Genomic DNA, 25841 nt, shown 5'->3' with positions numbered 1-25841 from the left:
CAAGTGACGAGAGCAACGAGAGCAACGAAGAAGACCTGGAAACTCAAGACCCTGATCGCCGCGTCCGCGGGCGCCTGCCTGCTCGCCTTCCAGGCGCCGGCATCGGCGCAGGCCGCATGGCCCGACAAGCCGGTGACGATGGTCGTGCCGTACTCGGCCGGCGGTCCGACCGACGTGGTGGCGCGCATGCTGGCCATTCCCATGGGCAAGTCGCTGGGCCAGCCGGTGATCGTCGAGAACACCGTGGGCGCGGGCGGCACCATCGCGCCCGCGCGGGTGGCCAAGGCGGCGCCCAACGGCTACACCATCCTGATCCATCACATGGGCATGGCCACCGCGCCCGCGCTCTACAAGAAGCTCAACTACGACCCGCTGAAGGACTTCGAATACGTCGGCCAGGTGCTGGACGTGCCGATGACGCTGCTGTCGCGCAAGGACTTCCCGGCCAACAACTACCAGGAGCTGCTGGCCTACGTGAAGGCCAACAAGGACAAGGTCACGCTGGCCAACGCGGGCGTGGGCGCGGTGTCGCAGCTGTGCGGTCTGCTCTTCATGAACCAGATCGGGGTGCAGCTGACCACGGTGCCCTACAAGGGTGCGGGGCCGGCGCTCAACGACCTGATGGGCGGGCAGGTCGACCTGCTGTGCGACCAGACCACGCAGACCGCGCCGGTCATCAAGGACGGCAACCGGGTGAAGGTGTTCGGCGTGACCACGCCGCAGCGGCTGTCGAGCATGCCGAACATCCCGACGCTCGACGAGCAGGGGCTCAAGGGCTTCGACGTGAGGGTGTGGCACGGCATCTATGCGCCCAAGGGCACGCCGCCCGCGGTGATCGAGAAGCTCAACGCTGCCTTGCGCGCCGGGCTGCAGGACGACATGGTGAAGCACCGCCTGGCCGAACTCAGCTCGGAGATCGTGCCGGTGGAAAAGCAGACCCCGGAGAGCCTGCGTACGCATCTGACGGCGGAGGTCGCCAAGTGGGGCAAGGTGATCCGCGCGGCGGGCGTGCAGGCGGACTGATCTTTTCCTTCGTCAGGCCGGGGGCTGTTCGCGCAGGACTTCGTCGAACAGCGCGAGCAGGTGCCGCGCGAACAGATCCATGTTCGCCGGCCGGTCCGCATCGCCGGTCTCGACGGTGCGGCTTGCCGTGACCGGGCCGACGATCGCGAGGCACACGCGTCCCGGCACGTCGCCGTACGGGCTCGGCGACGGGCCGGCCGCGCCGCTTTCGGCGATGCCCCAGCTCGAGTGGTGGGTGTCGCGCACCCGGCCGGCGACGAGCCGGGCGTAGGGCTCGGTCTCGCCGCGCATGCCGGCCATGTCCTCGGCGGTCAGGTCCAGCAGCGCGCGGCCGGCTCGCCTCGAGTAGACGACCGCACCGCCCTTGAAGTAAGCCGAGGCGCCCGCGATGGCGAGCAGGGCGGCCGACACCAGGCCACCTGCCGACGACTCGACCACCGCCACAGTCTGGCCTCGCGCGCGCAGCGCTTCGCCCACGCGCGCCGCGAGCACGGGCAGCGGTTCGGGGAGGACGGGCGAACTCATTGCGCGTGGGAGCGCGGACCGGGCCGCTTCACGTAGGCCGGCGCGCGCTCGTGGCTCGCCGTGTTTCCGTAGACGGTGTCCGCGGGGTAGTACTCGGCCTGCAGCTGCACCTTGGCGGCGGCTTCCTCGCCCGCGCTGTGGGCGATGTAGGCCAGCATCAGGTCGGTACCGGCCGATACCCCGGCCGAGGTCCAGACGTTGCCGTCCTGCACGAATCGCTGCTCCACCACCTTCACGTCGCCCAGCGCGCGCAGGCGGTCGAGCGATCCCCAGTGCGTGGTCGCGGTCTTGCCCGAGAGCAGTCCGGCCGCGTGCAGCACGAAGGCGCCGGTGCATACCGACATCAGCGTGGTGCATCCGGGCGCCTGGTCGGCGAGGAAGCGGGTCATGACCACGTTGTCGACCTCGCGGCGCGTGCCCATGCCGCCGGGAACGAGCAGGCAGTCGAGCTGGGGGCAGTCGGCGAAGGAAACGTGCGGGTTGATGGAAAGGCCCTTGGCGCAGGCCACCGGCTCGCGCTTCTCGGCCACGATCAGGCAGTGCTCGGGACCGCCGGCCAGCTTGCTCCACATGGTGAGCATTTCCCAGGGGCCGACGAAGTCGAGTTCCTCGACGTCGGGGAAGACGATGATCCCGAAATTCATACTTTGGAACTCCTTGGGTTTTTGCCTGTGCGGACACGCACGGATGAGAGGATAGAGGCTGGGCACGAAGGTCGCTTCGTGACCACTCTTCGTGACAGCTGGTTGCAAGCTTGGCTCAGTGTTTTCCTCAGAGGGCCCATGGCTTGAAACTCGCTAGAGTGAAGGCGGCCGTTCAGGCTTTTGCCATTACACAAAGGAAATCTCATGAGCAAGAAAGTTGCATATGTCACCGGGGGCATGGGTGGCATCGGAACAGCCATCTGCCAGCGTCTCTACAAGGACGGGTTCACCGTGGTCGCAGGTTGCGGCCCCACGCGCGACTACGCCAAGTGGCTGGCCGAACAGAAAGCCGCAGGCTTCGAGTTCCATGCGTCGGTCGGCAATGTGGGCGACTGGCAATCCACCGTTGAAGCCTTCTCCGCCGCCAAGGCCGCGCACGGCCCCATCGACGTGCTGGTGAACAACGCCGGCATCACGCGGGACCGCATGTTCCTCAAGATGACGCCCGAGGACTGGAGCGCGGTCATCGAGACCAACCTCAACAGCATGTTCAACGTCACCAAGCAGGTGGTGGGCGACATGGTCGAAAAGGGCTGGGGCCGCATCATCAACATCAGCTCGGTCAACGGCGCCAAGGGCCAGGCGGGCCAGACCAACTATTCGGCGGCCAAGGCCGGCATGCACGGCTTCACCATGGCGCTGGCACAGGAGCTGGCCAACAAGGGCGTGACGGTCAACACCGTGAGCCCGGGCTACATCGGCACCGACATGGTCAAGGCCATCCGCCAGGAAGTGCTCGACAAGATCGTGGCCACCATTCCGGTCAAGCGCCTGGGCGAGCCGAGCGAAATCGCCTCCATCATCTCGTGGCTGGCCACCGACGAAGGCGGCTACAGCACGGGGGCCGACTTCTCCGTCAACGGCGGTCTCCACATGCATTAAGCATGCTGACTTACACCTGATCGACAAGACCCGCTTCGGCGGGTCTTTTCATTTCGACGATGCGGGTTCCACGGATAGAAAACCGCGAATACGCGTCCTACAGTCTTCAACCCTCCGGAGGCAAACATGGAAAGCACAACAAGCACATCCGCCAGAAAGCTCCCGCTCTACCGCTCCCTCTACGTGCAGGTGATCACCGCGGTGATCATCGGCGTGCTGCTCGGCCGCTTCTATCCGGCGGCCGGCGAGGCGATGAAGCCGCTGGGCGACGGCTTCATCAAGCTGATCAAGATGATCATCGCGCCGATCATCTTCTGCACGGTGGTGGTCGGCATCGCCGGCATGGAGGACATGAAGAAGGTCGGCAAGACCGGCGGCCTCGCGCTGCTGTACTTCGAGGTGGTGAGCACCATCGCGCTCATCGTGGGGCTGGTGCTGGTGAACGTGCTCAAACCCGGCGCGGGCATGAACGTCGATCCGGCCACGCTCGACACCAAGAGCATCGCGGCCTACACGGGCCCGGGCAAGATGACCGGCACGATCGACTTCATCATGAACATCATCCCCAACACGGTGGTGGATGCATTCGCCAAGGGCGAGATCCTGCAGGTGCTGCTGATCGCCGTGATGTTCGGCTTCGCGCTGCACCGCTTCGGCGGCCGCGGCACGCTGGTGTTCGACGTGATCGAGAAGGGCTCGCACGTGCTCTTCGGCATCGTCAACTACATCATGAAGCTGGCGCCCATCGGCGCCTTCGGCGCAATGGCCTTCACCATCGGCAAGTACGGGCTGGGCAGCCTGTTCTCGCTCGGCAAGCTGATGGGCACCTTCTACCTGACCTGCCTGCTGTTCATCTTCGTGGTGCTGGGGCTCATCGCGCGCTTCCACGGATTCAGCATCTGGAAGTTCATCAAGTACATCAAGGAAGAGCTGTTGATCGTGCTGGGCACCTCGTCCAGCGAATCGGTGCTGCCGCGCATGATGGAGAAGATGGAGAACCTGGGCGCGAACAAGACCTGCGTGGGTCTCGTCATACCGACCGGCTACTCGTTCAACCTCGATGGCACTTCCATCTACCTGACGATGGCGGCGGTGTTCATCGCGCAGGCGACCAACACGCCGATGACGCTCACGCAGGAAATCACGCTGCTGGCGGTGCTGCTGCTCACCTCGAAGGGCGCGGCGGGCGTCACGGGCAGCGGCTTCATCGTGCTGGCGGCCACGCTGTCGGCAGTGGGCCATGTGCCGGTGGCGGGGCTGGCGCTGATCCTGGGCATCGATCGCTTCATGTCGGAAGCCCGCGCGCTGACCAACCTGATCGGCAACGGCGTCGCCACCATCGTGGTCGCCAAGTGGACCGGCGAACTCGACGAGACCCGCCTGCGGGCCGGGCTCAACAACGAGAGCTGGGTGGAGGCGCAGGAGCCCGAGGTGCTCGATGCCGCCCGCACCAGCAAGATGGCGGGCTGAACAGGCCGCCTGAAACGGCCGGCCGGGAAGGCCGTTCGAAATGAAAGGCCGGGCATCGTTCCTGCAAAATGGAGCGATGCCCCACAGCGTCTCCCTCATCAACACGATCGCCGCCGGCCTGGGGCTGGCGCTCATCCTCGGCTTCCTGGCGGCCAGGCTGCGATTGCCGGCGCTGGTCGGCTACCTGTTGGCGGGCGTGATCATCGGCCCCTTCACCCCTGGCTTCGTAGCCGATGCGGGTATTGCCGCCCAGCTCGCCGAAATCGGCGTGATGCTGCTGATGTTCGGCGTGGGCCTTCATTTCTCGCTCGACGACCTGCTGGCCGTTCGCAAGATCGCGTTGCCCGGCGCGCTCGCCCAGATCGCGGTGGCCACGCTGCTCGGCGGCGGCCTGGCCTTGTGGTGGGGCTGGAGCCCCGGCGCGGCGCTGGTGTTCGGGCTGGCCTTGTCGGTGGCCAGCACGGTCGTGCTGCTGCGCGCGCTCGAAAGCCTGGGCATCCTCGATTCGTTCACCGGCCGCATCGCCGTCGGCTGGCTGGTGGTGGAAGACCTGGCGATGGTGCTGGTGCTCGTGCTGCTGCCGCCGCTGGCGGGCACGCTGGGCGTGTCGGGTGCTGCCGGATCGGGCGATCCGCTGTGGCAGACGCTGGGCCTCACGCTGCTGCAGGTGGGCGGCTTCGTCGCGCTGATGCTGGTGGTGGGGCGGCGCGTGTTCCCGTGGATCCTCTGGCAGGTCACGCGCACCGGCTCGCGCGAGCTGTTCACGCTGTGCGTGGTGGCTGCGGCCGTGAGCATTGCCTACGCGTCGGCTGCGCTCTTCGGCGTGTCGTTCGCGCTGGGCGCCTTCTTCGCCGGCATGGTGATGCGCGAGTCGCAGTTCGCCCACCGGGCGGCGCAGGAATCGCTGCCGCTGCGCGACGCCTTCGCGGTGCTGTTCTTCGTGTCGGTCGGCATGCTGTTCGATCCCTCGGTGCTGATCGAGCGGCCGCTGCAGGTGCTGGCGGTGGTGCTGGTCATCGTGCTGGGCAAGTCGCTCGCGGCCTGCGCGCTGGTGCTGGTGTTCCGCTATCCGCTGGGCACGGCGCTCACGGTCAGCGCCAGCCTGGCGCAGATCGGCGAGTTCTCGTTCATCCTGGCGGGGCTGGGCGTGTCGCTGGGCCTGCTGCCGGTGGAGGGGCAGAGCCTGGTGCTGGCCGGGGCGCTGATTTCCATCGCCACCAATCCGCTGTGGTTCAGCCTGATCGCGCCGATGCAGAAATGGCTGCATGCCCATTCCTCCTTCGCGCGCGGACTCGAGATGCGCGACGACCCGCTCGCCGAACTGCCCATGACCACCGAGGCGAAGTACCTCTCGCGGCAGGTGGTGCTGGTGGGCTACGGCCGGGTGGGGCGCCGCATCGCGGCGGAGCTCGACGCCAACGACATCCCCTACGTGGTGGCCGAGCAGAACCGCGAACTGGTCGAGAAGCTGCGCGAGGCCGGTACCCCGGCCGTGTGGGGCGACGCGGCCGATCCGGCCGTGCTGATACAGGCGCACATCGCCCGCGCCCGCGTGCTGGTCGTGGCCACGCCCGACACCATGAACGTGCGCCAGATGATGGAAACCGCGCGCACGCTCAACCCGACCATCCAGACGGTGATCCGCAGCCACAACGAGCAGGAGGCCCGGCTGCTCACGCAGGAAACCTCCGCCACCGTGTTTCTCGGCGAGCAGGAACTGGCCCAGGCCATGGCCCGCGACGTGGTCCAGCGCGCCGTGTCGATGGCCGTGCCGGCCTGAGGGCCCCTGAAAGGGACTCTTTCCCTTCAGGGCTTCAGAGGTCTTCGATCACCAGTGTGCGGTAGCGCTGGGCGATGGAGTAGGGCACGGTGCGCACCAGCTCCATCAGCCGCTCGGCGGCCGCGCCGTCCTTCGTCCTGACGAGCAGGCCGGTATGGCCCTCTTTCGCCAGCTTGGCATAGGCGCGCACCGTGGCCGCGTCGGTGCCGGCGGAGGGCAGGGGGCTGTCGGCCGACCTCACGGTCGGGACGATCTCCGCGAGAACCGTCTCGGCTGGAAGCAGGTAGACCTCGTCGCCGCTCATGCCCTTTTCGATCAGGCGGTGGCCGATGCGGTCCGCATCCTCGGCGCTGGGGAACATCACCATCGAGTAGCCGGTCGGGTAGAAGGCGCCGCCGATGCTCGATCGCATGCCGGGTTCAAGAGTGAAGTGCTTCATGCTGCCTCCTGTTCTTGGTCGGTTCTTCTTGGAGTCTCGTGAGTCCCTGTCGATACAACATTAGGTCGCACCCGGGGCGTGCTCTGTAGGAGAACCCCGAAAGCTCTGTCAACCACGCCCGTGCATTTCCTGTTCATCCAGTAGTCAGGCAGCACATTCATCCTTGCACCATGCCCTCTCCCAGAAACATCGCACTCACCGTCCACGAACTGGAGGCGGGCGAGTTCTACTGGGTGCTGATGGAGGCCGTGGACGACACGCCCGGCGAAACCTCCCACGTCTACGTGCCGCTGGAAGCCGCCCACGAGCCCTACGCCACCTATTCGAACGCCCTGGTGGCCGGCGTGGCCATGATGCGGCGGCTGTTCGGGCCCGACGGAAAGCCCGGCTGAAGCCCGCGGCGCGGCCCCTCCCGAGGGGGCGCTACCTATAATCCCGCCGTTCCGGTGCGGCAGTTTTCATTAACCGCGCCGGGCAACACGGTTCGAAGGTGCCCCGCACGCCATCTCATCCATGGCGACGGGGTTAAACGGGAAGCAGGTGCGCCGCGTCGTCGTTCTCTTGATCGATCGATGCGTCAATTCCTGCGCTGCCCCCGCAACGGTCAGCGGATCTGGAAACCCTCACGCACGTGCCATCTCGGTTGGCACGGGCAGCCACTGCGCTTCGGCGTGGGAAGGCGAGGATTTCCGTCGTGGCGTGCCTCCACAGAAGGCACGCCGCGGCGCTCCGCAAGCCCGGATACCGGCCCTCGCAACCGCCTTCGGACGCTGCGGGAGTGCGTGTCCGGGCCTGCCGCATCCCTCGCCCCCGAGCCGCCGCAGTCCCTTCGCCTCTTCTTCCGCCGCGTCCTTCATCGGTCGGGAGCCTGCGGGGACGCAGGCCGGAGGAGAAGCTACATGGGTCATGCATCGCCGCGGCGCGATCGCAAGGGTGTGCCGCCACCGCGCAGGACACGCCTTTCGAGTCTTTCGGGCCTTTCGGGCATTTCATTGGGATTGGGGCTGGTTTTCGGGCCTTCGGTGGCCCTGGCGCAATCTCAGGACGAAACAGTCGTCGGCGGCGGCCAGAGCCTCAAGCCCATACAGGTGGAGGCCGACCGGCACGTGCCGCTGGCCATCGACGAGCCCACCCAGACCGGCAGCCGCCTCGGCCTCACGCCGCTGGAGACGCCGGCCAGCATCGAGGTGCTGACGGGCGACACCATCCGCGCGCGCGGCGACGTCTCGGTGGTCGATGCCGTCACCCGCGCCACCGGCATCACCGGCGCGCCGGGCCCGGGCAACGGTGGCACCGCGCTGGGGGCTCGCGGCTTCCTGGGCCACGGTTCGGTGATGCAGCTCTTCGACGGCACGCGCCTCTTCGCGGGTGCCGGCACTGTCACCTTCCCCTTCGACACCTGGTCGGCCGACCGCATCGAGGTGCTGCGCGGCGCGGCCTCGGTGATGTACGGCGAGGGCGCCATCGGCGGCGCGATCAACGTGGTGCCGAAGAAGCCCACGCGCGGCCCGATCCGCAATGAAGCGCTGGTCACGCTGGGCTCGGACGTCACCCGGCAGGTGGCTTTCGGCAGCGGCGGAGCGATCAATGACCGGCTCTCCTACCGCTTCGACATCAGCCAGCGCAACACCGACGGCTTCATGCAGCGCGGCGAGGCCGAGAGCCTTGCCGTGAGCGCGGCCGTGCGGCTGGACGTGTCGCCGCAGCTGCAGTTCACGCTCTCGCACGACGAGGGCCGGCAGTCGCCGCAGCGCTACTACGGCGTGCCGCTGATCGACGGCCGCCTGAGCAGCCAGACGCTGCGCCAGAACTACAACGTGGACGACGCCGAGATCAAGTACCGCGACAAGTGGACCCGCCTCGACGCCCTGTGGACGCCCAACGAATCCGTCACCGTGCGCAACCAGCTCTACCGGCTGGAGAGCAAGCGCCACTGGCGCAACAGCGAGACCTACACCTACAACGCCACCACCCGTCGCGTGACGCGCGGCGATTACCTGGAGATCGGCCACGACCAGGAGCAGATCGGCAACCGCACCGACGCCACCTTCAGGCACCGGCTGTTCGGCCTCGCCAACCAGGTGCTGGTGGGTTTCGACGCGAACCGCATCGACTTCACGCACACCAACGATTCGCCTTACGGCGGCCGCTCGGTGGTCGACCCCTTCGTCTTCAACCCGGGCTACTACGCCTCGCCCGTGGCCTACACGCCGCGCTACAAGACGAAGACCAGCACCTACGCCTTCTTCGCGGAGGACAAGCTGGCCTTCGACGAACAGTGGTCGGTGGTGGGCAGCCTGCGCTGGGACCACGCGAAGGTCGCGCGCACCGACTTGCAGAACGCCGCCAACAGCTTCGGCAAGACCTTCGAGTACGCCACCGGCCGCCTCGGCGTGGTCTACGCGCCCGACGCCTCGCAGTCGTTCTACGCGCAGGTGGCGCGTGCGGCCGATCCGCTGGGCTCGCTGGTGACAACTTCGGCTTCGCAGGCGGCGTTCGATCTCAGCACCGGCAGGCAAGTCGAGGTCGGCTACAAGCGCCAGCTCGCGGACAACCGAGGCGGCTGGACCGTGGCCGCGTACAGCATCAAGAAGAACAAGCTGCTGTCGCGCGACGCCATCGATCCGACCGTCACCCAGCAGGTCGGCAAGCAGTCTTCCGAAGGCATCGAGGCCACGCTCGACCTGGCGCTCAGCTCCACGTTGCGGCTGGAGGCCAACGCCACCAAGCTGCGCGCGCGCTACGACGACTTCAACGAGGTCGTCAGCGGCAGGCTGGTCTCGCGCGTGGGCAACACGCCCGCCGGCGTGCCCGAGGAGGCCGCGAACATCTGGCTCACCTGGCGCTTCCTGCCGCAATGGGAGGCCGATGTCGGCGTGCGCTACGTCGGCCCGCGCCAGGTCGATGCGGCCAACTCGCGCAGGATCGGTTCGTACACCGTGGCCGACGCGGGCGTGAGCTGGCAGGCGAACCCGTCGCTCAAGCTCGCGCTGCGTGCCTACAACCTGGCCGACAGGCGCTACCCGGTGTCGTTCTCTAACGGCGGCAACCAGTGGCTGCTGGGGCGTCCGCGCTCCTTCGAGCTGTCGGCGCTGGTCAGCTTCTGAATGGCAGACAGGACCGGGAACGCATGACCTCCGCATGGCGCCGCGCCTGGCCGCGCATCCGGCACTGGCTCTACTGGACGCACCGGTGGCTGGGCATCGGCGGCTGCCTGCTGTTCGTCATGTGGTTCGTCTCGGGCGTGGTGATGATGTACGTGGGGTATCCCAACCTCACGGACCAGGAGCGGCTCGCGGGGCTCTCTCCGCTGCGTTTCGACCAGGCGGCGGTGTCTCCCGCGGCCGCGCTCGATGCGCTGCCGAAGGATGCACGGTCGCGCCCGCCGCGTCGCATGGTGCTGGAGATGCAGGGCGGAGACGGCGCCAGCCCCGTCTGGCGCATCGTCGATGCGCGCGGTGGCCGGCACACCGTGTCGGCGCGCGACGGCCATGTGCCCGGCCCGGTCGATGCCGCGCAGGCCGAAGCCATCGCGCGCGCCTTCTCGGGTCACGCCGGCGCGCACTGGGCCGAGACGCTGGAGCGCGACCAGTGGACCGTGCCGCAGGGCCTGAACCCGCTGCGCCCGCTGCACCGCATCGAGGTCGGCGACGAGGCGGGCACAGAGCTCTACGTGTCGCAGGTCAACGGCGAGGTGGTGCGCGACACCACGCGCCCCGAACGCTTCTGGAACTGGCTGGGCTCGGTGCCGCACTGGATCTACTTCACGCCGCTGCGCGCCGATCCGCCGCTGTGGCACGACGTGGTGGTGTGGCTGTCGGCCGCCTGCATCGTCTCGGCCGTGACGGGCATCGTCATCGGCATCCTGCGGGTGCGGCTGCGCCGCAGGTTCCGCAACGGTGCGGTCACGCCGTACTCGGGTTGGATGGCCTGGCACCACATCGCGGGGCTGGTCGGCGGCTTCTTCGTGCTGACGTGGATCGTCAGCGGCTGGCTGTCGATGAACCCCAACGGCTGGTTCCAGCGCGGGGCGGGCGACGCGGCGGCGATGGCGAGCTACACGGGTGTCGGCAAGTCGCCGTTCCCGTGGCCGCCGGCTTCGCTGCCGGCGGGCGAGGGCGAGGCTGCCGCGCGCGAGGCCGTGCTGCTGTGGTTCGCCGGCAGGCCGCTGCTGCAGTTGCGCGATGCGAAAGCGCGGGTGTGCGTGGTCGATGCAGTCACCGGCGAGCCGGCCGTCATCGCGAAGGACGACATCCTGCGTGCCGCGGCCCGCCTGCGGCCCGGATACGCCATCACCGAGGCCACGCTGCAGACCCGTGAAGACTTCCACTGGTACGGCCACCACCGCGAGCGCATCGTGCCCGTGTGGCGTCTGCAGTTCGACGATCCGGCGCGCAGCTGGATCTACATCGACCCTTCCAGCGGCCAGGTCGCGGGCAGCAGCGACGGCAACTCGCGCCTGCGCCGCTGGCTCTTCAACGCGGCGCACAGCCTCGACTTCCCCTGGCTCATCCAGTACAGGCCGGCCTGGGATCTCGTGGTGTGGCTGCTTTCCATCGTCGGCGCCGTGGCTTCGGCCAGCGGCGTCGTGATCGGCTGGCGACGGTTGCGGCGAAAGCCCTGGCCGGTGACGGCCATGCAGGGAGCGCAGCGCGCGCTCCAGCGTCCATGACGGGGGCTTGCGTGCGCCAGCCCATCCACCAACAATCAACTTTCGCACCACGGTGCATTTCAGGAGGTGCTCGATGCACATCGAACCAGGTCTAGTCGACGGATCCAAGATATTCCTCAGCTACGCGACGGCGGCAGCCGCTCTTGCCTACACGGGCAAGGTCGCGTTCCAGACTCTCGTGAAGGACGGCCCCGCCGCCCTGTTGCTGCGCTCGGCCATCGCCATCGCGCTGGTGTTCTGCTTCTTCGAGGTGTTCCCGCATCACCCCGTGGGCGTGTCTGAAGTGCACCTGATCCTCGGCACCACGCTGCTGCTGGTGTTCGGGCTGGCGCCCGCCGCCATCGGCCTGGCGGGCGGCCTGCTGATCCAGGGCCTCTTCTTCGAGCCGCAGGACATTCCGCAGTACGGCATGAACGTCACGACCCTGCTGGTGCCGCTGTTCGCGACTTCCGCACTGGCCCGCCGGATCATTCCCGAGAAGCTGGCCTACGTGGACATCGGCTACCAGCAGGCCTTCAAGCTGTCGGTGGCCTACCAGGGCGGCATCGTGGTGTGGGTCGGCTTCTGGGCGCTCTATGGACGCGGCACCGGCATCGAGAACATGAGCCAGATCGCCAGCTTCGGCGCCGCCTACATGACCGTCGTGCTCGTCGAGCCGCTGGTCGACCTGGGCGTGCTGGCAGCGGCCAAGGCCTGGCGTCGGCTGCAGGGCTCCGTCTTCGTCGAGCGCCGCCTGTACGGCGGCGTCTGATCGCCTTCTGTCGTCGCTTCCCCGGCTTTGCGCCGGGGAGGCCATTCATCACCATCAGTGGCGCCGGAATCATCCGGCGCCACTTTCGCCTTGCCGGCTGCATGCCGCGCGCAGGCGCCTGAAAGAATCCACCCCATGACCTCAAGCAACGCCAAGATCCCCGTCACCATCGTCACGGGCTTCCTCGGCAGCGGCAAGACCACGCTGCTGCGCCACATCCTCGGCAACGCCGAAGGCCGCCGCATCGCGGTGATCGTCAACGAGTTCGGCGAGCTGGGCATCGACGGCGAAATCCTGCGCGGCTGCGGCATCGGCTGCGACGACGAAGGCAACGAGCGCGAAGGCGCGCTCTACGAACTGGCCAACGGCTGCGTCTGCTGCACCGTGCAGGAAGAGTTCCTGCCCGTGATGCTGCAGCTGGCCGAGCGGCGCGGCGATCTCGACGCGGTGCTCATCGAGACCTCGGGCCTCGCGCTGCCCAAGCCGCTGGTGCAGGCCTTCCAGTGGCCGGACATCGCCAACATCTTCACCGTCGATTCGGTCGTCACCGTGGTCGACGGCCCCGCCGCCGCCTCGGGCCAGTTCGCCGAGAACCCCGAGGCCGTCGATGAAGCCCGCCGCGCCGACCCCAACCTCGATCACGAATCGCCGCTGCACGAGCTGTTCGAAGACCAGCTCTCCGCCGCCGACCTCGTGGTGCTCAACAAGACCGACCTGATGGACGACGCCGCGCGCGCCAAGGTCGAGGCGCTGGTGCGCGAAGAGCTGCCGCCCGAGGTGAAGATCGTCGCCGCCAGCGAAGGCAAGCTGCCGCTCGCGCTGCTGCTGGGCCAGGGCCGCGCGGCCGAGGCCACCATCCACCTGCGCGAGAGCCACCACGACCACGAGGAAGACCACGACCACGACGAGTTCGACTCGCTCGTGATCGAGCTGCCGCCCGTGGACCGCGACGGCCTGCTCGCCGTGCTCGGCAAGCTGGTCGAGCAGCACACCATCTACCGCGTGAAGGGCTTCGTCGCCGTTCCGGGCAAGCCGATGCGCCTGCTGGTGCAGGGCGTGGGCCGCCGCTTCGACCACCATTTCGACCGCCGCTGGCGCGACGGCGAGGCGCAGCGCACGCGGCTCGTGTTCATCGGCGAAGACCTCGACGAGGCGGCGCTGCGCAAGGCGCTCGACGAGGTGAGCGCGGTCGCCGCCTGACGCTGCCTTGATCGCATGCACCTGCTGAGCACCCAGCCCGGACGCTTCGTCGAGGACGACAGCGTCGTCACCCGTCTCGACCAGACGCCGGGCGACATCGTGGTGCTCAGCTCGGCCGACACCACGCTCGCGCTGCTCGCCGCCGCGCGCACCGCGCTGGCGGCCACCGACCCCGGCTATCCGTCGCTGCGGCTGGCGAACCTGATGCACCTGCGCCAGCCGGCCTCGCTCGACCTGTACGTCGACGAGGTGCTGCAGCATGCGCGCGTGGTGGTGGTCGACCACCTGGGGGCCGAATCGGCCTGGGCCTACGGGCTGCAGCAGCTCGAGAAGCTGGCGAAACGCAAGGGCCAGCAGCTCGCGATGTTCTCCGGCGACCTGCAGGAGGACGAAGACCTGCTCGCACGCGGCACGGTGCCGCGCGCGGTGAGCCGCCAGCTCTGGCAATACATGCGCAGCGGCGGGGCCGGCAATGCGATGCAGTTCCTGCGCGCGGTGGCCTTTCACGGACTCGGCCATGGCGAGGCACCGCTGCCGCCGCGCAGCCTGCCGCAGGTGGCGCTGCATGTGCCGCGCGGCATGGACGCGGCGCACACCGTGGCCGGCATCGACGACCTGCGCGCCGGCTGGCATGCGGGCGCGCCGGTGGTGGCGCTGGTGTTCTATCGCTCGCACCTGCTGTCGGGCAACACGGCGGCTTTCGATGCGCTCGCGGCGGCGCTGAGCGGGCAGGGGCTGAATCCGTTGCCGGTCGCGCTCGATTCGTTGAAGGACCCGCTGTGCCTGTCCACGCTGCGCGAGCTGTGCGCGGAGCACGACGTGCAGCTCGTGCTCAACACCACGGCCTTCGCGGCGCTGGGGCAGGGCGGGCAGGGTGAGGATGTGGAACTGGCCGGCGACGCGCCCGTGCTGCAGGTGGTCGTGAGCGGCGGCAACCGCGAGGACTGGCTGGCCGACAGCCAGGGCCTGCGCCCGCGCGACATCGCCATGCAGATCGCGCTGCCCGAGATGGACGGCCGCATCGTCACGCGGGCCGTGAGCTTCAAGGGCCTGTCGCACCGCTGCGAACTCACGCAGACCGAGGTGGTCAGCTACCAGCCCGAGCCCGACCGCATCGCCTTCGTGGCCGAGCTGGCGCGGCGCTGGTGCCGTCTGCGCAGCCTGCGCGCCGGCGAGAAACGCATCGCGCTGATCCTCGCCAACTACCCGGGCAGCGAAGGCCGCATCGGCAGCGGCGTGGGGCTGGACACGCCGGCCTCGGTGATGGCGATCCTGCATGCGATGGCGGCCGAAGGCTACGCGCTGGGCGAGCCCGGCTCGCTGCCGGCCGACGGCGATGCGCTGATGCGCAGGCTGCAGGAAGGCATCGCGAACGACCCCGCGCAATGGGCCGCGCGGCCCGCGTGGCAGAGCTTCGGGCTGGCCGAGTACCGCGCGTGCCTGGCGAAGCTGCCCGAGGGCATGGCGGCGGCCATCGACGAACGCTGGGGCATGCCGGAGCAAGACCCGATGCTGCGCAACGGCCGTTTCATGATCGCCGGCCTGCGGCTGGGCCGCGTGTTCGTCGGCATCCAGCCCGCGCGCGCTCTCGGCACATTGGGCGCAGCCGACTACGCGAGCTACCACGACGCCGAACTGGTGCCGCCGCACAGCTACCTGGCCTTCTATTTCTGGCTGCGCGAAGCCTTCGCCATCGATGCCGTGGTGCACGTGGGCAAGCACGGCAACCTCGAATGGCTGCCGGGCAAGAGCATCGCGCTGTCACAGGCCTGCTGGCCCGATGCGATCCTCGGGCCGCTGCCGAATGTGTACCCGTTCATCGTCAACGATCCGGGCGAGGGCGCGCAGGCCAAGCGTCGCACGCAGGCGGTCATCGTCGACCACCTGATGCCGCCGCTCACGCGCGCCGAGAACCACGGCCCGATGCAGGACCTGGAGCGGCAGGTCGACGAGTACTACGACGCGCTGCTGGTCGACGCGCGCCGCGCGAAGGTGCTGCGCGCGCAGATCCTCGCGGCGGTGCGCGCGCAGCACCTGGTCGAGGAACTGGTCATGCCGGGCGAGGAAGAAGACGCCGTGCTCGCGCGCGTGGACGCCTACCTCTGCGAGCTGAAGGAAACGCAGATCCGCGACGGGCTGCATGTGTTCGGCGCGTCGCCGCAGGGGCGGTTGCGGCGCGACACGCTGCTGGCGCTGGCCCGCTATCCGGCCGCCGACGGCGCGGGAGCGAACGCCGGACTGCTCGGCGCGCTGTCGCAGGACCTGCTGCCGGACGACGGCTTCGATCCGCTCGACATCGACGCCGCCACGCCATGGCAGGGCGCACGCCCCGCGCTGCTGCAGTCGGTGAGCACCGATGCATGGCGGCACCACGGCGACACACGCGAGCGGCTGGAGCTGCTCGCGCAGAGGCTGATGGAAGAGGGCGCATGCCCGCCGGAACTGCCGCGCGCCGCCGCCGTGATGGCGCACATCGACCGCAACCTCGCGCCCGCGCTCGATGCCTGCGGCGCGCAGGAGCTGCTGCAGCTTTGCCGCGCCCTGCAGGGCCGCTTCGTGCCACCGGGCCCGAGCGGCTCTCCCTCGCGCGGCAGGCCCGACGTGCTGCCGACCGGTCGCAATTTCTACGCGGTCGACACCCGCGCGATTCCGACGCCCACGGCCTGGATGCTCGGCCTCAAGTCGGCCGCGCAGCTGGTCGAGCGGCACATGCAGGAGCATGGCGACTATCCGGCGGCCCTGGGCCTGTCGGTCTGGGGCACAGCCACCATGCGCACCGGCGGCGACGACCTGGCGCAGGCCTTCGCGCTCATCGGCGTGCGGCCGAAGTGGGCGCCGGGCAGTCAGCGCGTGGTCGATTTCGAGGTGCTGCCCACGGTCGGGCTCGGCCGTCCGCGCATCGACGTCACGCTGCGCATCTCGGGCTTCTTCCGCGACGCGTTTCCCAATGCCGTGCAGATGTTCGACGCGGCGGTGCAGGCCGTCGCCGCGCAGGAAGACGAGGACGAGGAGCGCAACCCGATCCGCGCGCGCATCCTCCGCGAAGCTGCCGCACTGGAAGCGCAGGGCGTGGCACCCGAGGCCGCTCGTACCCAGGCCGGCTGGCGCGTGTTCGGCTCGGCGCCCGGCAGCTACGGCTCGGGCCTGCAACCGCTCTTCGACCGCGGCGACTGGCAGACCGACGACGACCTGTCGCGGGCCTATGTCGGCGGCAGCGCCCACGCCTACGGCCAGGGCAGCGACGGCGTGCCCGCCGCCGGGGCGCTGGTTCGTCGCCTGCGCGCGATGAACGTCGTCATGCAGAACCAGGACAGCCGCGAGCACGACCTGCTCGACTCGAACGACTACTACCAGTTCCAGGGTGGCATGGCCGCCGCCGTGCGCCACCTGAGCGGCCGGCAGCCGGCCATGTACCACGGCGACCACGGCAACCCGCAGGCGCCGCGTGTGCGCACGCTGAAGGAGGAGATCGGTCGCGTCATCCGCTCGCGCGTGGTGAACCCGAAATGGATCGACGGCGTGAAGCGCCACGGCTACAAGGGCGCCTTCGAGATGGCCGCGACGGTCGACTACCTGTTCGGCTTCGACGCCACCGCCCGCGTGGTCGGCGACCACCAGTACGCGATGGTGGCCGATGCCTACGTGCTCGACGAAGCCACCCGCGATTTCGTGAACGAACACAATCCGCGCGCGCTGACCGACATGCTCAACCGCCTGCTCGAAGCCATGCAGCGCGGCCTGTGGCAGTCGCCCGGCGACTACCGCGCCCAGCTGGAGAACCTGCTGCTCGACCATGAGCAGCGGATGGAAGGAATCCCCCGATGACCACAGCCGCCCCGATGCCGGTGCCTTTTCCTTTTGCCGCGATAGCGGGCCAGCCGCATCTGCGCCAGGCCCTGCTGCTCGCTGCCGTCGACCCGGGCCTGAGCGGCGTGCTGATCGAAGGGCCGCGCGGCACTGCCAAGACAACGGCAGCGCGCGCGCTCGCCGAGCTGCTGCCCGGCGCGCCCTTCGTCACGCTGCCGCTGGGCGCGAGCCTCGAAAGCCTGGTCGGCACGCTGGACCTCGCAAAGGCCCTGGCCGGCCACGAGCTCGCCTTTGCGCCCGGCCTGCTGGCGCGCGCGCATGGCGGCGTGCTGTACGTGGACGAGATCAACCTGCTGCCCGACGCGCTGATCGACTCGCTGCTCGATGCCGCCGCCAGCGGCGTCAACGTGGTGGAGCGCGACGGCATCTCGCACCGGCATGCCGCGCGCTTCGTGCTGGTGGGCACGATGAATCCGGAAGAGGGCACGCTGCGCCCGCAGCTGCTCGACCGCTTCGGCCTGTGCGTGCAGCTGCGCAACATCGACGACCCCGCCGGGCGGCAGGCCATCGTGCGGGCCCGGCTGGCCTTCGACGCCGATCCGCAGGGCTTTCGCGCGAAGCATGCGCAGGAAGAGGCCGCGCTGGCTGCCTCGCTGGCGCGCGCGCGGGCCCTCGTGGCCGATGCGTCGGCGCTTCCTTACGGCGATGCGGTGCACGAGGCGGTAGGCGCGCTGTGCATTGCCGCCGGCGTGGACGGATTGCGCGCCGACCTCGTGATGCTGCGCTCGGCCCGGGCGCTCGCCGCGTGGGAAGGCGCCGACGAGATCACGGCCGATCACGTTCGGCGCGTGGCCGAAGCGGTGCTGCTGCACCGTCGCAAGCCCGAAGCCGAGGCTGCCGCGCCGTCTCCGGCACCCCGCGCCACAAGGCCCGATGCCACGGCGAACGGCCAGCGCGGCACGAACGGCACGGGCGACGAGGACTGGGGCGCCATGCCCCCCGAGCCCGTCGGCATCGAGCGCGTGAAACCGCTGCGCCCGCTGATCGCCCCGGCGCAGGCCGTCGCCCCAAAAAAAGCCTGAGCCTCCGGGACGCCGCACCCGCTGGCGCGCGCCAGGGTGACCGGAGGCAGGGTTCGCACAGGGACGCATGGCACGGCCCCGCCACGCAGGGCGGAGCCTTCGATTGGCCGCGCACCTTCGCGGCACGCGGCGCCGACCGGCTTCGCGCCGCGCACCTGCGCCATCGTCCGCAGGAGGCGCGCAGCGGTGCGCTGCACTGCTTCCTGCTCGACTGCTCGGCCTCGATGCGCAACGACGGCAACCTCGCGCGTGCCAAGGGCCTGCTGCTCGCGCTGACGCATGAGGCCTACCAGCGCCGCGACCATGTCGCGCTGCTGTGCTTTGCCGGCGACACGGTCGAGCTGCGCCTGCCGCCGCGCCGCGCCAGTGCGTGGAACGACGACTGGATCGCGCCGATCGCGGCAGGCGGCGGCACGCCGCTCGCGCTGGGCGTGCGGCGTGCCGACCAGCTGCTGGCGAAGAGCGAGACCAGGCAACGCTGGCTATGGCTGCTGACGGACGGGCGCAGCAGCGAGCACCCCGCGCGGCCTGCGTCCGCCGACGTGGCCTGCGTGGTCGACTTCGAGGTGGCACGGTTGCCGCTGCATCGCGCGAGGCGGCTTGCCGAGGATTGGGAGGCGCGCTATCTGCCGGCCGCTGGTACGGCCTGAATCACAAGAGCGGCCGGCGCGCCCGGCCACTGGCGTATCGGCTTGCGTCCGGAGGGGCCATCTTCCGCGCGGCGCCATGAGCGGCGCTGGTCCTTCGATACTGCCGCCCTTGCAACGAGAGGATCAGTCATGCCGGCATCGAGGCGCGTAGTGCGCGAGGGACCATTCCGAAAAATCATTGCCGACGGCGTGCAGGTCGGCGACACCATCTATCTCTCTGGCCAGGTGAGCGTGGACGGCGAGGGCCGCACCATCGGCGCGGGCGACATCTCGGCGCAGGTGAAGCAGGCCTATGCCAACGTCCGCACGGTGCTCGAATCCTTCGGCGCGACCATGGCGGACGTCGTGGACGAGACCGTCTTCGTGACCGACATCGACGGCTTTCTGGGCAGGGGCGACGAACTGTTCGGGCTGCGCGCCGAAATGTTCGGCGGCGATCCTCAGATCTCCCAGACGCTGGTGCAGGTCGCGAGGCTCGGCAGCGCGGACTGGCTGCTCGAGATCAAGTGCATCGCCAGGGTGGCTGACGCCGCTCAGGCGGGCTGACCGGCCGGAGCTTCCTGGAGAAGAGGAAGAGGCGTTTCCTGCAGCGGCGCTTCGTCGGGCGGCGCCAGCATCGTTCCCCTGCAGTTGGGCGAGCCGCAGTGGCAGGGGTACTTCGACGGCGGGGAGCCGTCGTCCGCCGTGAGCGAGTAGTCGATAAACAGCTCGTCGCCCGCGTCCACCGCCATCAGCGTCTGGAACTTGAGCACCAGCTCGCCGCCCTCGTCGTATTCCTCCACCGCCTCGCAGTTCGGCTCGCACGAGTGATTGAGGTGGCGCGTGGCGTTGCCGCCCTTCGCGCCGTCGATGGTCTCGTTGTTCGACAGGGTGAACAGGTAGGTGAGCTGGTCGTCCCAGACCTTGGTGGCGATCTCGGCCTTGGTGTAGCGGCGGCCTTCGTAGAGGCCGAGGAAGGCTTCGGCCGGCAGGTCGCGCGTGGCGAAGGCGCCGAGGCCGTGCACGCCGCTGGGGCCTACACGCACGAAGGGGGTGGACGAGGTTCGCTTGTGATGCTTCATCGGGGGGGAGGGAAACGAAAAGGACTGTCGGTTCAGGGCTTCGGGTCGCCCAGGGAATTCAGGCAGCCCACGATCGCGTCGGCTGCTTCGTCGAGCCTAGGGCCGGGCCGCATCATCAGGTCGAAGCGCGCCGAGGCGAAGCTGCACACCCGTCCGCGCTGGATGGCCGACATGGCCGACCAGCCGGGCCGCGAGGCCATGGCGGAGATTTCGCCGAGGGCCGACACCATCAGCACGTCGGGGTTGGCTCGCACTACGAATTCGGGGCTCATCTTGGGAAAGGGGCCGAGCGTGCCGGGCACTGCGTTGCCGAGCCCGAGGCGGGCCAGCGTCTCGCCGATGAAGGAGCTTTCGCTGGCCGCGGCCATGCCGCCATGCACCTCGAAGTACACGCGCCGGCCCCGCCAGCCGGCCGGCACGCGGGCACGGGCCGCGTCCAGCCCGGCGTCGAGCTTGCGCCAGTAGGCCTCGCCCGCGCCGGGGCGGCCGGTGGCGCGGGCCACGGTTTCCATCACGCGGCGCATGTCGGCATGGGTCTTGGCGTCGAGCGCCAGCACCTTCAGGCCCAGGCGCTCCAGCGGTTCGGCGGCACGGCTGCGCGGGCGCAGCAGTACCAGGTCGGGCTTGAGAGCGACGATGCGCTCGACGTTCGCGTCGTCGATGCCGCCCACCTGCGGCAGCCCCTTCACCGACACCGGCCAGTTGGCATGGCGATCGATCCCCACCAGCCGGTCGCAGGCGTCGAGGGCGCAGACGGTTTCGGTCAGCGAGGGCATCAGCGACACGATGCGCCTTGCAGGCGCCTGCAGTTCGACGGTGGTGCCGCGGTCGTCCTCCAGCCGGATGCCGGCGGCGTGCGCCGCCGGGCCGAAGCCCAGGGCCACGAAGGCAGCGGCCTTTGCGATGCGCCGCGCGGCAGCGGTGGCGGGGAAGAGCGGGCGCGGGGCGCGGGGCGGCGGGGCAGTGGCGGTCATCGGGCGGGCATCCAGGGCCCGCTATTGTCGCGGCGTCCGCACGCGCAGCCGGCGCGCCGTCGCTTCTTCCATACGGGCGTCGTTCACCTCGCGCAACACCTCGCGCAGGTCGACCGGGCGGGTGTCGGGCTCGAACCTGCCGGTCAGCTCGGTTTCCGGGCGCAGCATGCCGCGCTCGTAGAGGTGCCAGATCTCCTCGCCGTAGCGCGTGCGCAGCAACGCCGGCGCGAACCGGCCGAAGAAGTCGCGCAGGTTCCCGACGTCGCGCAGCAGCATGCGCTGCGCATGGTTGTTGCCAGCGGCGTCCACGGCCTGGGGCAGGTCGATGACGACCGGGCCGTCTTCGGCCAGCAGCACGTTGAACTCCGAGAGGTCGCCGTGCACGATACCGGCGCAGAGCATGCGCACCACTTCCCGCAGCAGGCCGGCGTGGTGGCGCAGCGCCTCCTGCGGCGAGAAGTCCACGTCGGACAGGCGCGGGGCGGCGTCGCCGTCCGCATCGGTCACCAGGTCCATCAGCAGCACGCCTTCGAAGAAGTTGTGCGGCGCGGGCACCCGAACGCCCGCGGCGGCCAGGCGGTAGAGGGCGTCGACCTCGGCGCTCTGCCAGATGGCCTCGGTCACCTTTCGGCCGAAGCGCGTGCCCTTGGCCATGGCGCGCGCCTCGCGCGAGTTTTTGACGCGCCGGTTCTCGGTGTAGTCGACGGCCTGGCGGAAGCCTCGCTTGTCGGCTTCCTTGTAGACCTTGGCGCAGCGCGTCTCGTCGCCGCAGCGCACGACGTAGACCATGGCTTCCTTGCCGCTCATGAGCTGGCGCACCACGGCGTCGACGAGGCCTTCGTCGATCAGCGGCTGGAGTCGTTGCGGGGCCTTCATGGGCGCACCTCCCGGGCGGAGAGGTAGGACCGCAGGTTTTCGGTGCCGAGCTGGTAGTACCCGTCGTGCCTGTGCGCCTTGTAGCCGAGCCGGTGGTTGATGGACAGCATGGGCGCGTTGACCTCGGCGTTGTGGGTGTAGGCCATCGTCACTTCGGGGTGGCGCTCGCGCACGAGCTGCAGCATCGCGGCCTTCACGGCCTTGGCCAGGCCCTTGCCGCGCCAGCGGCGGTCGACGGCCGTGAGCCGCTGGTGCATGCGGTCGGGGAAGTGCCGGTTCCACGCGGCGTCGCACACCGCGACCACTTCGTCGCCGTCGAGCAGCAGCACGAGGAAGTGGTCGCCGCCGCGCCGGTCCATGTCGGCGTACCAGGGCGGGAAGTCTTCCAGGTCGTAGCGCAGCGGCGGACGTTCGAGCAACGTCGTGGGCGCGTCGTTCAGCAGCGCGGACAGCGGCGCCATCAGCGTTGCCAGCCGCTCCAGCGGCACGCGCCCCGCGTGCATCTCGGCGCGAAGACCGTGGCCGGGTCCGAAGCCGTCGGCGCGCCAGCGTGCGAGCTCATGCCAGTCGAGATCCGCGAAGTACATGCGGTTCTCGACGCTGCGGTGCCGATGAGGGGCACCGACGGCCTGCATGAAGGCGTGGCCCTCTGGCAGGTGGGTCTTGATGGTCGCGACGGACTTGCCTCGCGCTTCCATCAGCTCGAGCAGCGCGCGAAGCAGGGCGCTCGCGACGCCCTGGCGCCGGTGCGGGCGCAGCACGCCGCCCCAGGCTTCGAGGAAAGGCGCGAAGGCCTCGTGTCCGGGCGTGCCTTCGCGGCGGAAGCTCGCGCTCAGGCTGCCGATGAATTCGCCGCTCGCACCGACGGCCAGCACGCGATGGAACTCGTACAGCGGGTTCGACTGCTGCACGTTGTGCCGGGTATCGGCATCGGGAGCGACGGGGTCACCGGGAAAGTCTTCCTCGGTGCGCAGTCGCCAGTAGGCGAGAAAGTTGGCCCAGTCGGCTTCGCTCGCGCGCTGGGGATCGAACACTGTTGTTGTCACGGTATGCCGCGCGTTAGCGGCACGGTTTTCAAGCATGGTTGCTGCCTTGATTCGACAAATGAACGGGGCACCGCGGGCACGGGCGTGCCTGCGGCGGCGTCTTGATTGAATCGGGGCGGTTCGGGGGCGCTGCGGCCGGAGAAGATGGCCGCTGGGCTGACCGGCCAGGCGGTCGGTGCTTGCTGCTGTTGAACGATCAGTTCAGATGAGGCCCGACGAACCGCACGATGGTGGGGGCATGAATTACGGCGTTTTCCATCTCGTACCTCCTGTTCCTGCGTGGTTGTCGAAGCGGTGAATGTAGCGGGCTTGCCGCGTGCTGTGAAGTGCCGCGTTGTTTGCGCGCGTGCAGCGCATCAACGCAGGGTGCGAGGGCGGTCGATGCGATAGACGAAGTGCGCCGTGCCGTGGACCGGGTTGTCGGGCGTGAGCGGCCCTTCGGCCACGCGAATGAATCCCACACGCTCCAGCACGCGAAAGGAAGCCGTGTTGGCCGCCGACACCGGCACCACGATGCACGGCGCTGCAGGGTAGTCGCGCCAGGTGGCGTCGACGAGCGTGCGGATCATCGCCGCGCCAAGGCCCCGGCGCAGCAGGTCGGGCTCTGCGACGAAGTAGTCGATGCTCAGTGCCTCGCCCGGCGCTTCGACGAGCGGCGCGAGCTCCTCGATGTAGCCGGGGTTGTCCTCGAAGGTGTAGCGCTGTACCAGGCCGAAGTCGCGGCCCTCGATGGCGGCGATGTGGATCTCGGCCGTGTCGCTTCCGTCCACCGACGGCCCGAAGTCGCGTTCGAGTGCTTCCGGCGTTGTCTCGTGGTTCCACCAGCGGGCCACGTGCGGCTCGGCGAGCCAACGCCCGAGCATCGCGAAGTCGGCGCGCGAGAGCCGGCGCAATGCGATCGGTGCGTTGGCTGCCGCGGGCATGGGACCTCAGTTCTTCATGCTGTGGACGAGGGAAGCCAGCGCCGACGAAATGAAGATTGCGACGATGAAGCGCAGCCAGCCGGACTTGCGCTGCACGAAGTTGCCGATGGCGACGCCGCCCGTCAGCAGCCAGATCAGCGGGCTGCTTCCCGAGAGGAAGACGCTGACGACGTACAGGGCCTGAAGCATCATGCTGGCGATCCAGCCGATCTGCGAGAGGGCGCCCAGTGCCTGTTTCGCAGTCTGCTGGGTGGTTTCCCCGGCCGCGGGCTGCGCCGGTGCGGGTGCGGGTGCGCGCGCCGTCGCTTGCGCCAGGCCGGTCCTGGCCGGTTGCGGACGCGCCGCTTCGCGCTGCGCCTTCTTTTCTTCCGCGATCTGCTCGGCGGTCTTCTCGAGCACCGGTGCGGGCGCCTGGGCCGGCTGCCACCATTCGGGCCACGGAGCCTTGCCGGCGGCGGACTGCTTGCGGAATTCGCCCACGGCGAGCTTGCGCGGCGAGAGCGTGCTGGTCGTCGTCGTCGAGGCGCGGCTGCCCTCATGCTTCGCTGCCAGCGCGCGAACGCGCTTCAGGTACGGCTCGCCACGTGCCGCGTCGGTCATCGCGATGAAGTTCGCATAGCCGCGCAGCGCGCCGATCACGTCGCTGTTGCCGTTCCATTGCAGCCCCTGCGGGCCGCTGCGTTCGGCCTGGTGCAACACGGCGCGGAAGCGCCGCAGCGTGTCGCGGTCGACCGAGAGCTTGTCGTTGACCACGATGCCCGTCACGTGCTGCTGCCGGTGCTTGCGCATCACCTGCTGCTTGTCGGGGTGCACCGTGAGGCCTTCGCTGGCCACGATCTGCTTCACGCGCCACAGCAGCCTGGCCGTGTCGCGGCTGTGCTCGGGGCCGGCCGAGAAGGTCAGGTCGTCGGCATAGCGGGTGTAGCGGAAGCCCAGCTTCGCGGCGCTCGCTGCCAGCCGCGCGTCGAGGCGGCGGCACAGCAGGTTGGTCAGCATCGGGCTGGTGGGGGCGCCCTGCGGCAGCACGCGTTCGCCGCGCGCGACGAAATAGCGGTTGCCGTCCAGCTGCACTTCGTCCGTAGGCGCTTCGGTGCACACCAGCGCCAGCAGGCTCGCCACCTGCGACGAGTAGCCGAGCTGGCGGAACACGCCGCGCACGCGACGCATGCCGATGGAGGGAAAGAAGTCCTTCAGGTCGAGGTTGATCACCACGTCGCGGCCCACGTGCGGCGCGGCATTGGTGAGGATCGACCTGCCCGGCAGGAAACCGTGCGCCGCCTCGTGCACCGGCATCTTCGCGAGGATGTTGTCGAGCACCCAGTACTGCGCGCGCTTCAGGCGCGGCATCGGCGCGGAGATGTGACGCTCGCCGCCGCGCTTCTTGGGCATGGTGAAGCGCTGGTAGTGGCTCACGCTCGACACTTCGCGGTGCCATGCCAGGAAGCGCAGCTCGCCCAGGCCGATGCCCATGGCCTGCGCGAGATCACCCGCGTGGTCGAGCGCGGGCAGGGCATTGCGCGCCAGCGCCTGGCTGTCGCTGTGCGCGTCGTTGAGTCCGCCCGACACGCCGTCGCCCACGTACAGCAGCTCGCGATGGCGCCGCTCGTGCCATGCGACGGCGCGTGCATGGCGGCCCTGCGCGAGGCGCTGACGGGTTTCCTCGCGACGCTCGCGAGCCCTGGCCATGCGCTCCTTGCGCATGGTCTTCAGGGCCCTGTCGCGATCCTCGATGCCGCGCAGCTCGTCGCCGAGCTTCGTGAGCGCTGTCTGCAACTCGCCTTCGCGGCGGATCAGCTGTTCCTCGACCGTCGGGCGCGCCGCGTCCTGAGGCCAGAAGCCCAGGCGCTGCATTTCCTCGAGGACGACTTCCTGCTTGGAGCTCTTGCGGATGCGCTCGTACAGCTCCTCGCGGGTGAGCGCCGAGTCGGGAATGGAAGATGAAGAGGAGGCGGGAGACTGCATGGTCGTGGCGCTGC

General features: G+C 69.2%; 22 protein-coding genes and 1 riboswitch. Of the genes, 13 read left to right on the top strand and 9 right to left on the bottom strand.

Annotated elements, in window-relative coordinates; all coding sequences use genetic code 11:
- Positions 1-3 precede the first annotated feature (3 nt).
- Complete coding sequence (locus BMY35_RS18295) at positions 4-1023, top strand: tripartite tricarboxylate transporter substrate binding protein BugD (RefSeq protein ID WP_093201918.1); 1020 nt, start codon at positions 4-6, stop codon at positions 1021-1023.
- A 12-nt stretch (positions 1024-1035) separates the two neighbouring features.
- Here BMY35_RS18295 and BMY35_RS18290 read toward each other — a convergent pair whose 3' ends face one another.
- Together BMY35_RS18290 and BMY35_RS18285 are read right to left on the bottom strand one after the other, a co-directional pair.
- The gene (locus BMY35_RS18290; RefSeq protein ID WP_093201915.1) at positions 1036-1548 is read right to left on the bottom strand and encodes a CinA family protein; all 513 of its coding nucleotides are present in this window, start codon (positions 1546-1548) and stop codon (positions 1036-1038) included.
- Positions 1545-2192, bottom strand: coding sequence for a DJ-1/PfpI family protein (locus BMY35_RS18285; RefSeq protein ID WP_093201913.1), 648 nt, complete (start codon positions 2190-2192; stop codon positions 1545-1547). Before BMY35_RS18285 ends, BMY35_RS18290 begins: the two co-directional genes overlap by 4 nt.
- 204 nt (positions 2193-2396) lie before the next feature.
- Here BMY35_RS18285 and phbB point away from each other — a divergent pair, with 204 nt between their 5' ends.
- The 3 genes from phbB (at position 2397) to ybaL (ending at position 6384) form a co-directional block, all read left to right on the top strand.
- The gene (gene phbB / locus BMY35_RS18280; protein WP_093201910.1) at positions 2397-3134 is read left to right on the top strand and encodes an acetoacetyl-CoA reductase; all 738 of its coding nucleotides are present in this window, start codon (positions 2397-2399) and stop codon (positions 3132-3134) included.
- 126 nt (positions 3135-3260) lie between these two features.
- Positions 3261-4604, top strand: a complete 1344-nt coding sequence (locus BMY35_RS18275; protein WP_093201906.1) for a dicarboxylate/amino acid:cation symporter — start codon at positions 3261-3263, stop codon at positions 4602-4604.
- 76 nt (positions 4605-4680) lie between these two features.
- Positions 4681-6384 (top strand): cation:proton antiporter domain-containing protein, encoded by a 1704-nt coding sequence (gene ybaL, locus BMY35_RS18270; protein WP_093201904.1) that lies wholly within the window; start codon positions 4681-4683, stop codon positions 6382-6384.
- 34 nt (positions 6385-6418) lie between these two features.
- Here the strand turns inward: ybaL and BMY35_RS18265 are convergent, their stop codons facing one another.
- Complete coding sequence (locus tag BMY35_RS18265) at positions 6419-6823, bottom strand: hypothetical protein (protein WP_093201901.1); 405 nt, start codon at positions 6821-6823, stop codon at positions 6419-6421.
- A gap of 170 nt (positions 6824-6993) precedes the next feature.
- Here BMY35_RS18265 and BMY35_RS18260 point away from each other — a divergent pair, with 170 nt between their 5' ends.
- From BMY35_RS18260 to BMY35_RS18220, 9 genes are all read left to right on the top strand, one after another.
- Positions 6994-7215 (top strand): hypothetical protein, encoded by a 222-nt coding sequence (locus BMY35_RS18260; RefSeq protein WP_093201899.1) that lies wholly within the window; start codon positions 6994-6996, stop codon positions 7213-7215.
- A 79-nt stretch (positions 7216-7294) separates the two neighbouring features.
- A riboswitch (cobalamin riboswitch) is annotated at positions 7295-7591 on the top strand.
- A gap of 254 nt (positions 7592-7845) precedes the next feature.
- Complete coding sequence (locus tag BMY35_RS18255; protein WP_256228764.1) at positions 7846-9930, top strand: TonB-dependent receptor; 2085 nt, start codon at positions 7846-7848, stop codon at positions 9928-9930.
- A 23-nt stretch (positions 9931-9953) separates the two neighbouring features.
- Entirely contained in the window at positions 9954-11495 is a 1542-nt protein-coding gene (locus BMY35_RS18250; RefSeq protein ID WP_093201895.1) for a PepSY domain-containing protein, read from the top strand.
- A 73-nt stretch (positions 11496-11568) separates the two neighbouring features.
- Positions 11569-12246 carry an energy-coupling factor ABC transporter permease gene (locus BMY35_RS18245; protein WP_093201892.1) on the top strand — a complete coding sequence of 226 codons (678 nt, stop codon included), beginning with the start codon at positions 11569-11571 and terminating at the stop codon, positions 12244-12246.
- Positions 12247-12381: 135 nt separating this feature from the next.
- Positions 12382-13446 (top strand): cobalamin biosynthesis protein CobW, encoded by a 1065-nt coding sequence (cobW, locus tag BMY35_RS18240; protein ID WP_093201890.1) that lies wholly within the window; start codon positions 12382-12384, stop codon positions 13444-13446.
- Positions 13447-13461: 15 nt separating this feature from the next.
- Positions 13462-17271 carry a cobaltochelatase subunit CobN gene (gene cobN, locus BMY35_RS18235; protein ID WP_093201887.1) on the top strand — a complete coding sequence of 1270 codons (3810 nt, stop codon included), beginning with the start codon at positions 13462-13464 and terminating at the stop codon, positions 17269-17271.
- Entirely contained in the window at positions 17268-18335 is a 1068-nt protein-coding gene (locus tag BMY35_RS18230; RefSeq protein WP_093201885.1) for a magnesium chelatase ATPase subunit I, read from the top strand. The genes cobN and BMY35_RS18230 overlap by 4 nt, the downstream gene beginning before the upstream one ends.
- A complete protein-coding gene (locus BMY35_RS18225; protein ID WP_093202225.1) occupies positions 18332-18985 on the top strand; it encodes a vWA domain-containing protein in 654 nt (217 codons plus the stop codon). Before BMY35_RS18230 ends, BMY35_RS18225 begins: the two co-directional genes overlap by 4 nt.
- 129 nt (positions 18986-19114) lie before the next feature.
- On the top strand, positions 19115-19531 hold the full coding sequence (locus BMY35_RS18220; protein ID WP_093201882.1) for a RidA family protein: 417 nt from the start codon (positions 19115-19117) through the stop codon (positions 19529-19531).
- Here the strand turns inward: BMY35_RS18220 and BMY35_RS18215 are convergent.
- The 6 genes from BMY35_RS18215 to BMY35_RS18190 form a co-directional block, all read right to left on the bottom strand.
- The gene (locus BMY35_RS18215) at positions 19519-20046 is read right to left on the bottom strand and encodes an SET domain-containing protein (protein WP_093201879.1); all 528 of its coding nucleotides are present in this window, start codon (positions 20044-20046) and stop codon (positions 19519-19521) included. The genes BMY35_RS18220 and BMY35_RS18215 overlap by 13 nt on opposite strands.
- Before the next feature lie 32 nt (positions 20047-20078).
- A complete protein-coding gene (locus tag BMY35_RS18210; RefSeq protein ID WP_093201877.1) occupies positions 20079-21020 on the bottom strand; it encodes an ABC transporter substrate-binding protein in 942 nt (313 codons plus the stop codon).
- 21 nt (positions 21021-21041) lie between these two features.
- Complete coding sequence (locus BMY35_RS18205; RefSeq protein ID WP_093201874.1) at positions 21042-21896, bottom strand: PA4780 family RIO1-like protein kinase; 855 nt, start codon at positions 21894-21896, stop codon at positions 21042-21044.
- Positions 21893-22942, bottom strand: coding sequence for a GNAT family N-acetyltransferase (locus BMY35_RS18200; RefSeq protein WP_256228760.1), 1050 nt, complete (start codon positions 22940-22942; stop codon positions 21893-21895). Before BMY35_RS18200 ends, BMY35_RS18205 begins: the two co-directional genes overlap by 4 nt.
- 356 nt (positions 22943-23298) lie before the next feature.
- Complete coding sequence (locus BMY35_RS18195) at positions 23299-23865, bottom strand: GNAT family N-acetyltransferase (RefSeq protein WP_093201869.1); 567 nt, start codon at positions 23863-23865, stop codon at positions 23299-23301.
- Between the two features lie 6 nt (positions 23866-23871).
- Positions 23872-25827, bottom strand: a complete 1956-nt coding sequence (locus BMY35_RS18190; protein WP_093201867.1) for a reverse transcriptase family protein — start codon at positions 25825-25827, stop codon at positions 23872-23874.
- Positions 25828-25841: the final 14 nt, after the last annotated feature.

This window comes from Variovorax sp. YR750, from assembly GCF_900109805.1.
In the GTDB taxonomy this organism is placed as follows: Bacteria; Pseudomonadota; Gammaproteobacteria; order Burkholderiales; family Burkholderiaceae_C; genus Variovorax; species Variovorax gossypii.
This window is presented reverse-complemented; position numbering and strand designations above follow the sequence as displayed.

Bases quoted from the DNA above. Each gene is read 5' to 3' on its own strand.
- BMY35_RS18290 (WP_093201915.1), bottom strand. From the start codon at position 1,548: ATGAGTTCGCCCGTCCTCCCCGAACCGCTGCCCGTGCTCGCGGCGCGC.
- cobN (WP_093201887.1), top strand. From the start codon at position 13,462: ATGCACCTGCTGAGCACCCAGCCCGGACGCTTCGTCGAGGACGACAGC.
- BMY35_RS18245 (WP_093201892.1), top strand. From the start codon at position 11,569: ATGCACATCGAACCAGGTCTAGTCGACGGATCCAAGATATTCCTCAGC.
- BMY35_RS18210 (WP_093201877.1), bottom strand. From the start codon at position 21,020: ATGACCGCCACTGCCCCGCCGCCCCGCGCCCCGCGCCCGCTCTTCCCC.
- BMY35_RS18230 (WP_093201885.1), top strand. From the start codon at position 17,268: ATGACCACAGCCGCCCCGATGCCGGTGCCTTTTCCTTTTGCCGCGATA.
- BMY35_RS18220 (WP_093201882.1), top strand. From the start codon at position 19,115: ATGCCGGCATCGAGGCGCGTAGTGCGCGAGGGACCATTCCGAAAAATC.
- BMY35_RS18265 (WP_093201901.1), bottom strand. From the start codon at position 6,823: ATGAAGCACTTCACTCTTGAACCCGGCATGCGATCGAGCATCGGCGGC.
- BMY35_RS18250 (WP_093201895.1), top strand. From the start codon at position 9,954: ATGACCTCCGCATGGCGCCGCGCCTGGCCGCGCATCCGGCACTGGCTC.
- BMY35_RS18215 (WP_093201879.1), bottom strand. From the start codon at position 20,046: ATGAAGCATCACAAGCGAACCTCGTCCACCCCCTTCGTGCGTGTAGGC.
- BMY35_RS18275 (WP_093201906.1), top strand. From the start codon at position 3,261: ATGGAAAGCACAACAAGCACATCCGCCAGAAAGCTCCCGCTCTACCGC.
- BMY35_RS18285 (WP_093201913.1), bottom strand. From the start codon at position 2,192: ATGAATTTCGGGATCATCGTCTTCCCCGACGTCGAGGAACTCGACTTC.
- phbB (WP_093201910.1), top strand. From the start codon at position 2,397: ATGAGCAAGAAAGTTGCATATGTCACCGGGGGCATGGGTGGCATCGGA.
- BMY35_RS18190 (WP_093201867.1), bottom strand. From the start codon at position 25,827: ATGCAGTCTCCCGCCTCCTCTTCATCTTCCATTCCCGACTCGGCGCTC.
- BMY35_RS18260 (WP_093201899.1), top strand. From the start codon at position 6,994: ATGCCCTCTCCCAGAAACATCGCACTCACCGTCCACGAACTGGAGGCG.
- ybaL (WP_093201904.1), top strand. From the start codon at position 4,681: ATGCCCCACAGCGTCTCCCTCATCAACACGATCGCCGCCGGCCTGGGG.
- BMY35_RS18195 (WP_093201869.1), bottom strand. From the start codon at position 23,865: ATGCCCGCGGCAGCCAACGCACCGATCGCATTGCGCCGGCTCTCGCGC.
- cobW (WP_093201890.1), top strand. From the start codon at position 12,382: ATGACCTCAAGCAACGCCAAGATCCCCGTCACCATCGTCACGGGCTTC.
- BMY35_RS18205 (WP_093201874.1), bottom strand. From the start codon at position 21,896: ATGAAGGCCCCGCAACGACTCCAGCCGCTGATCGACGAAGGCCTCGTC.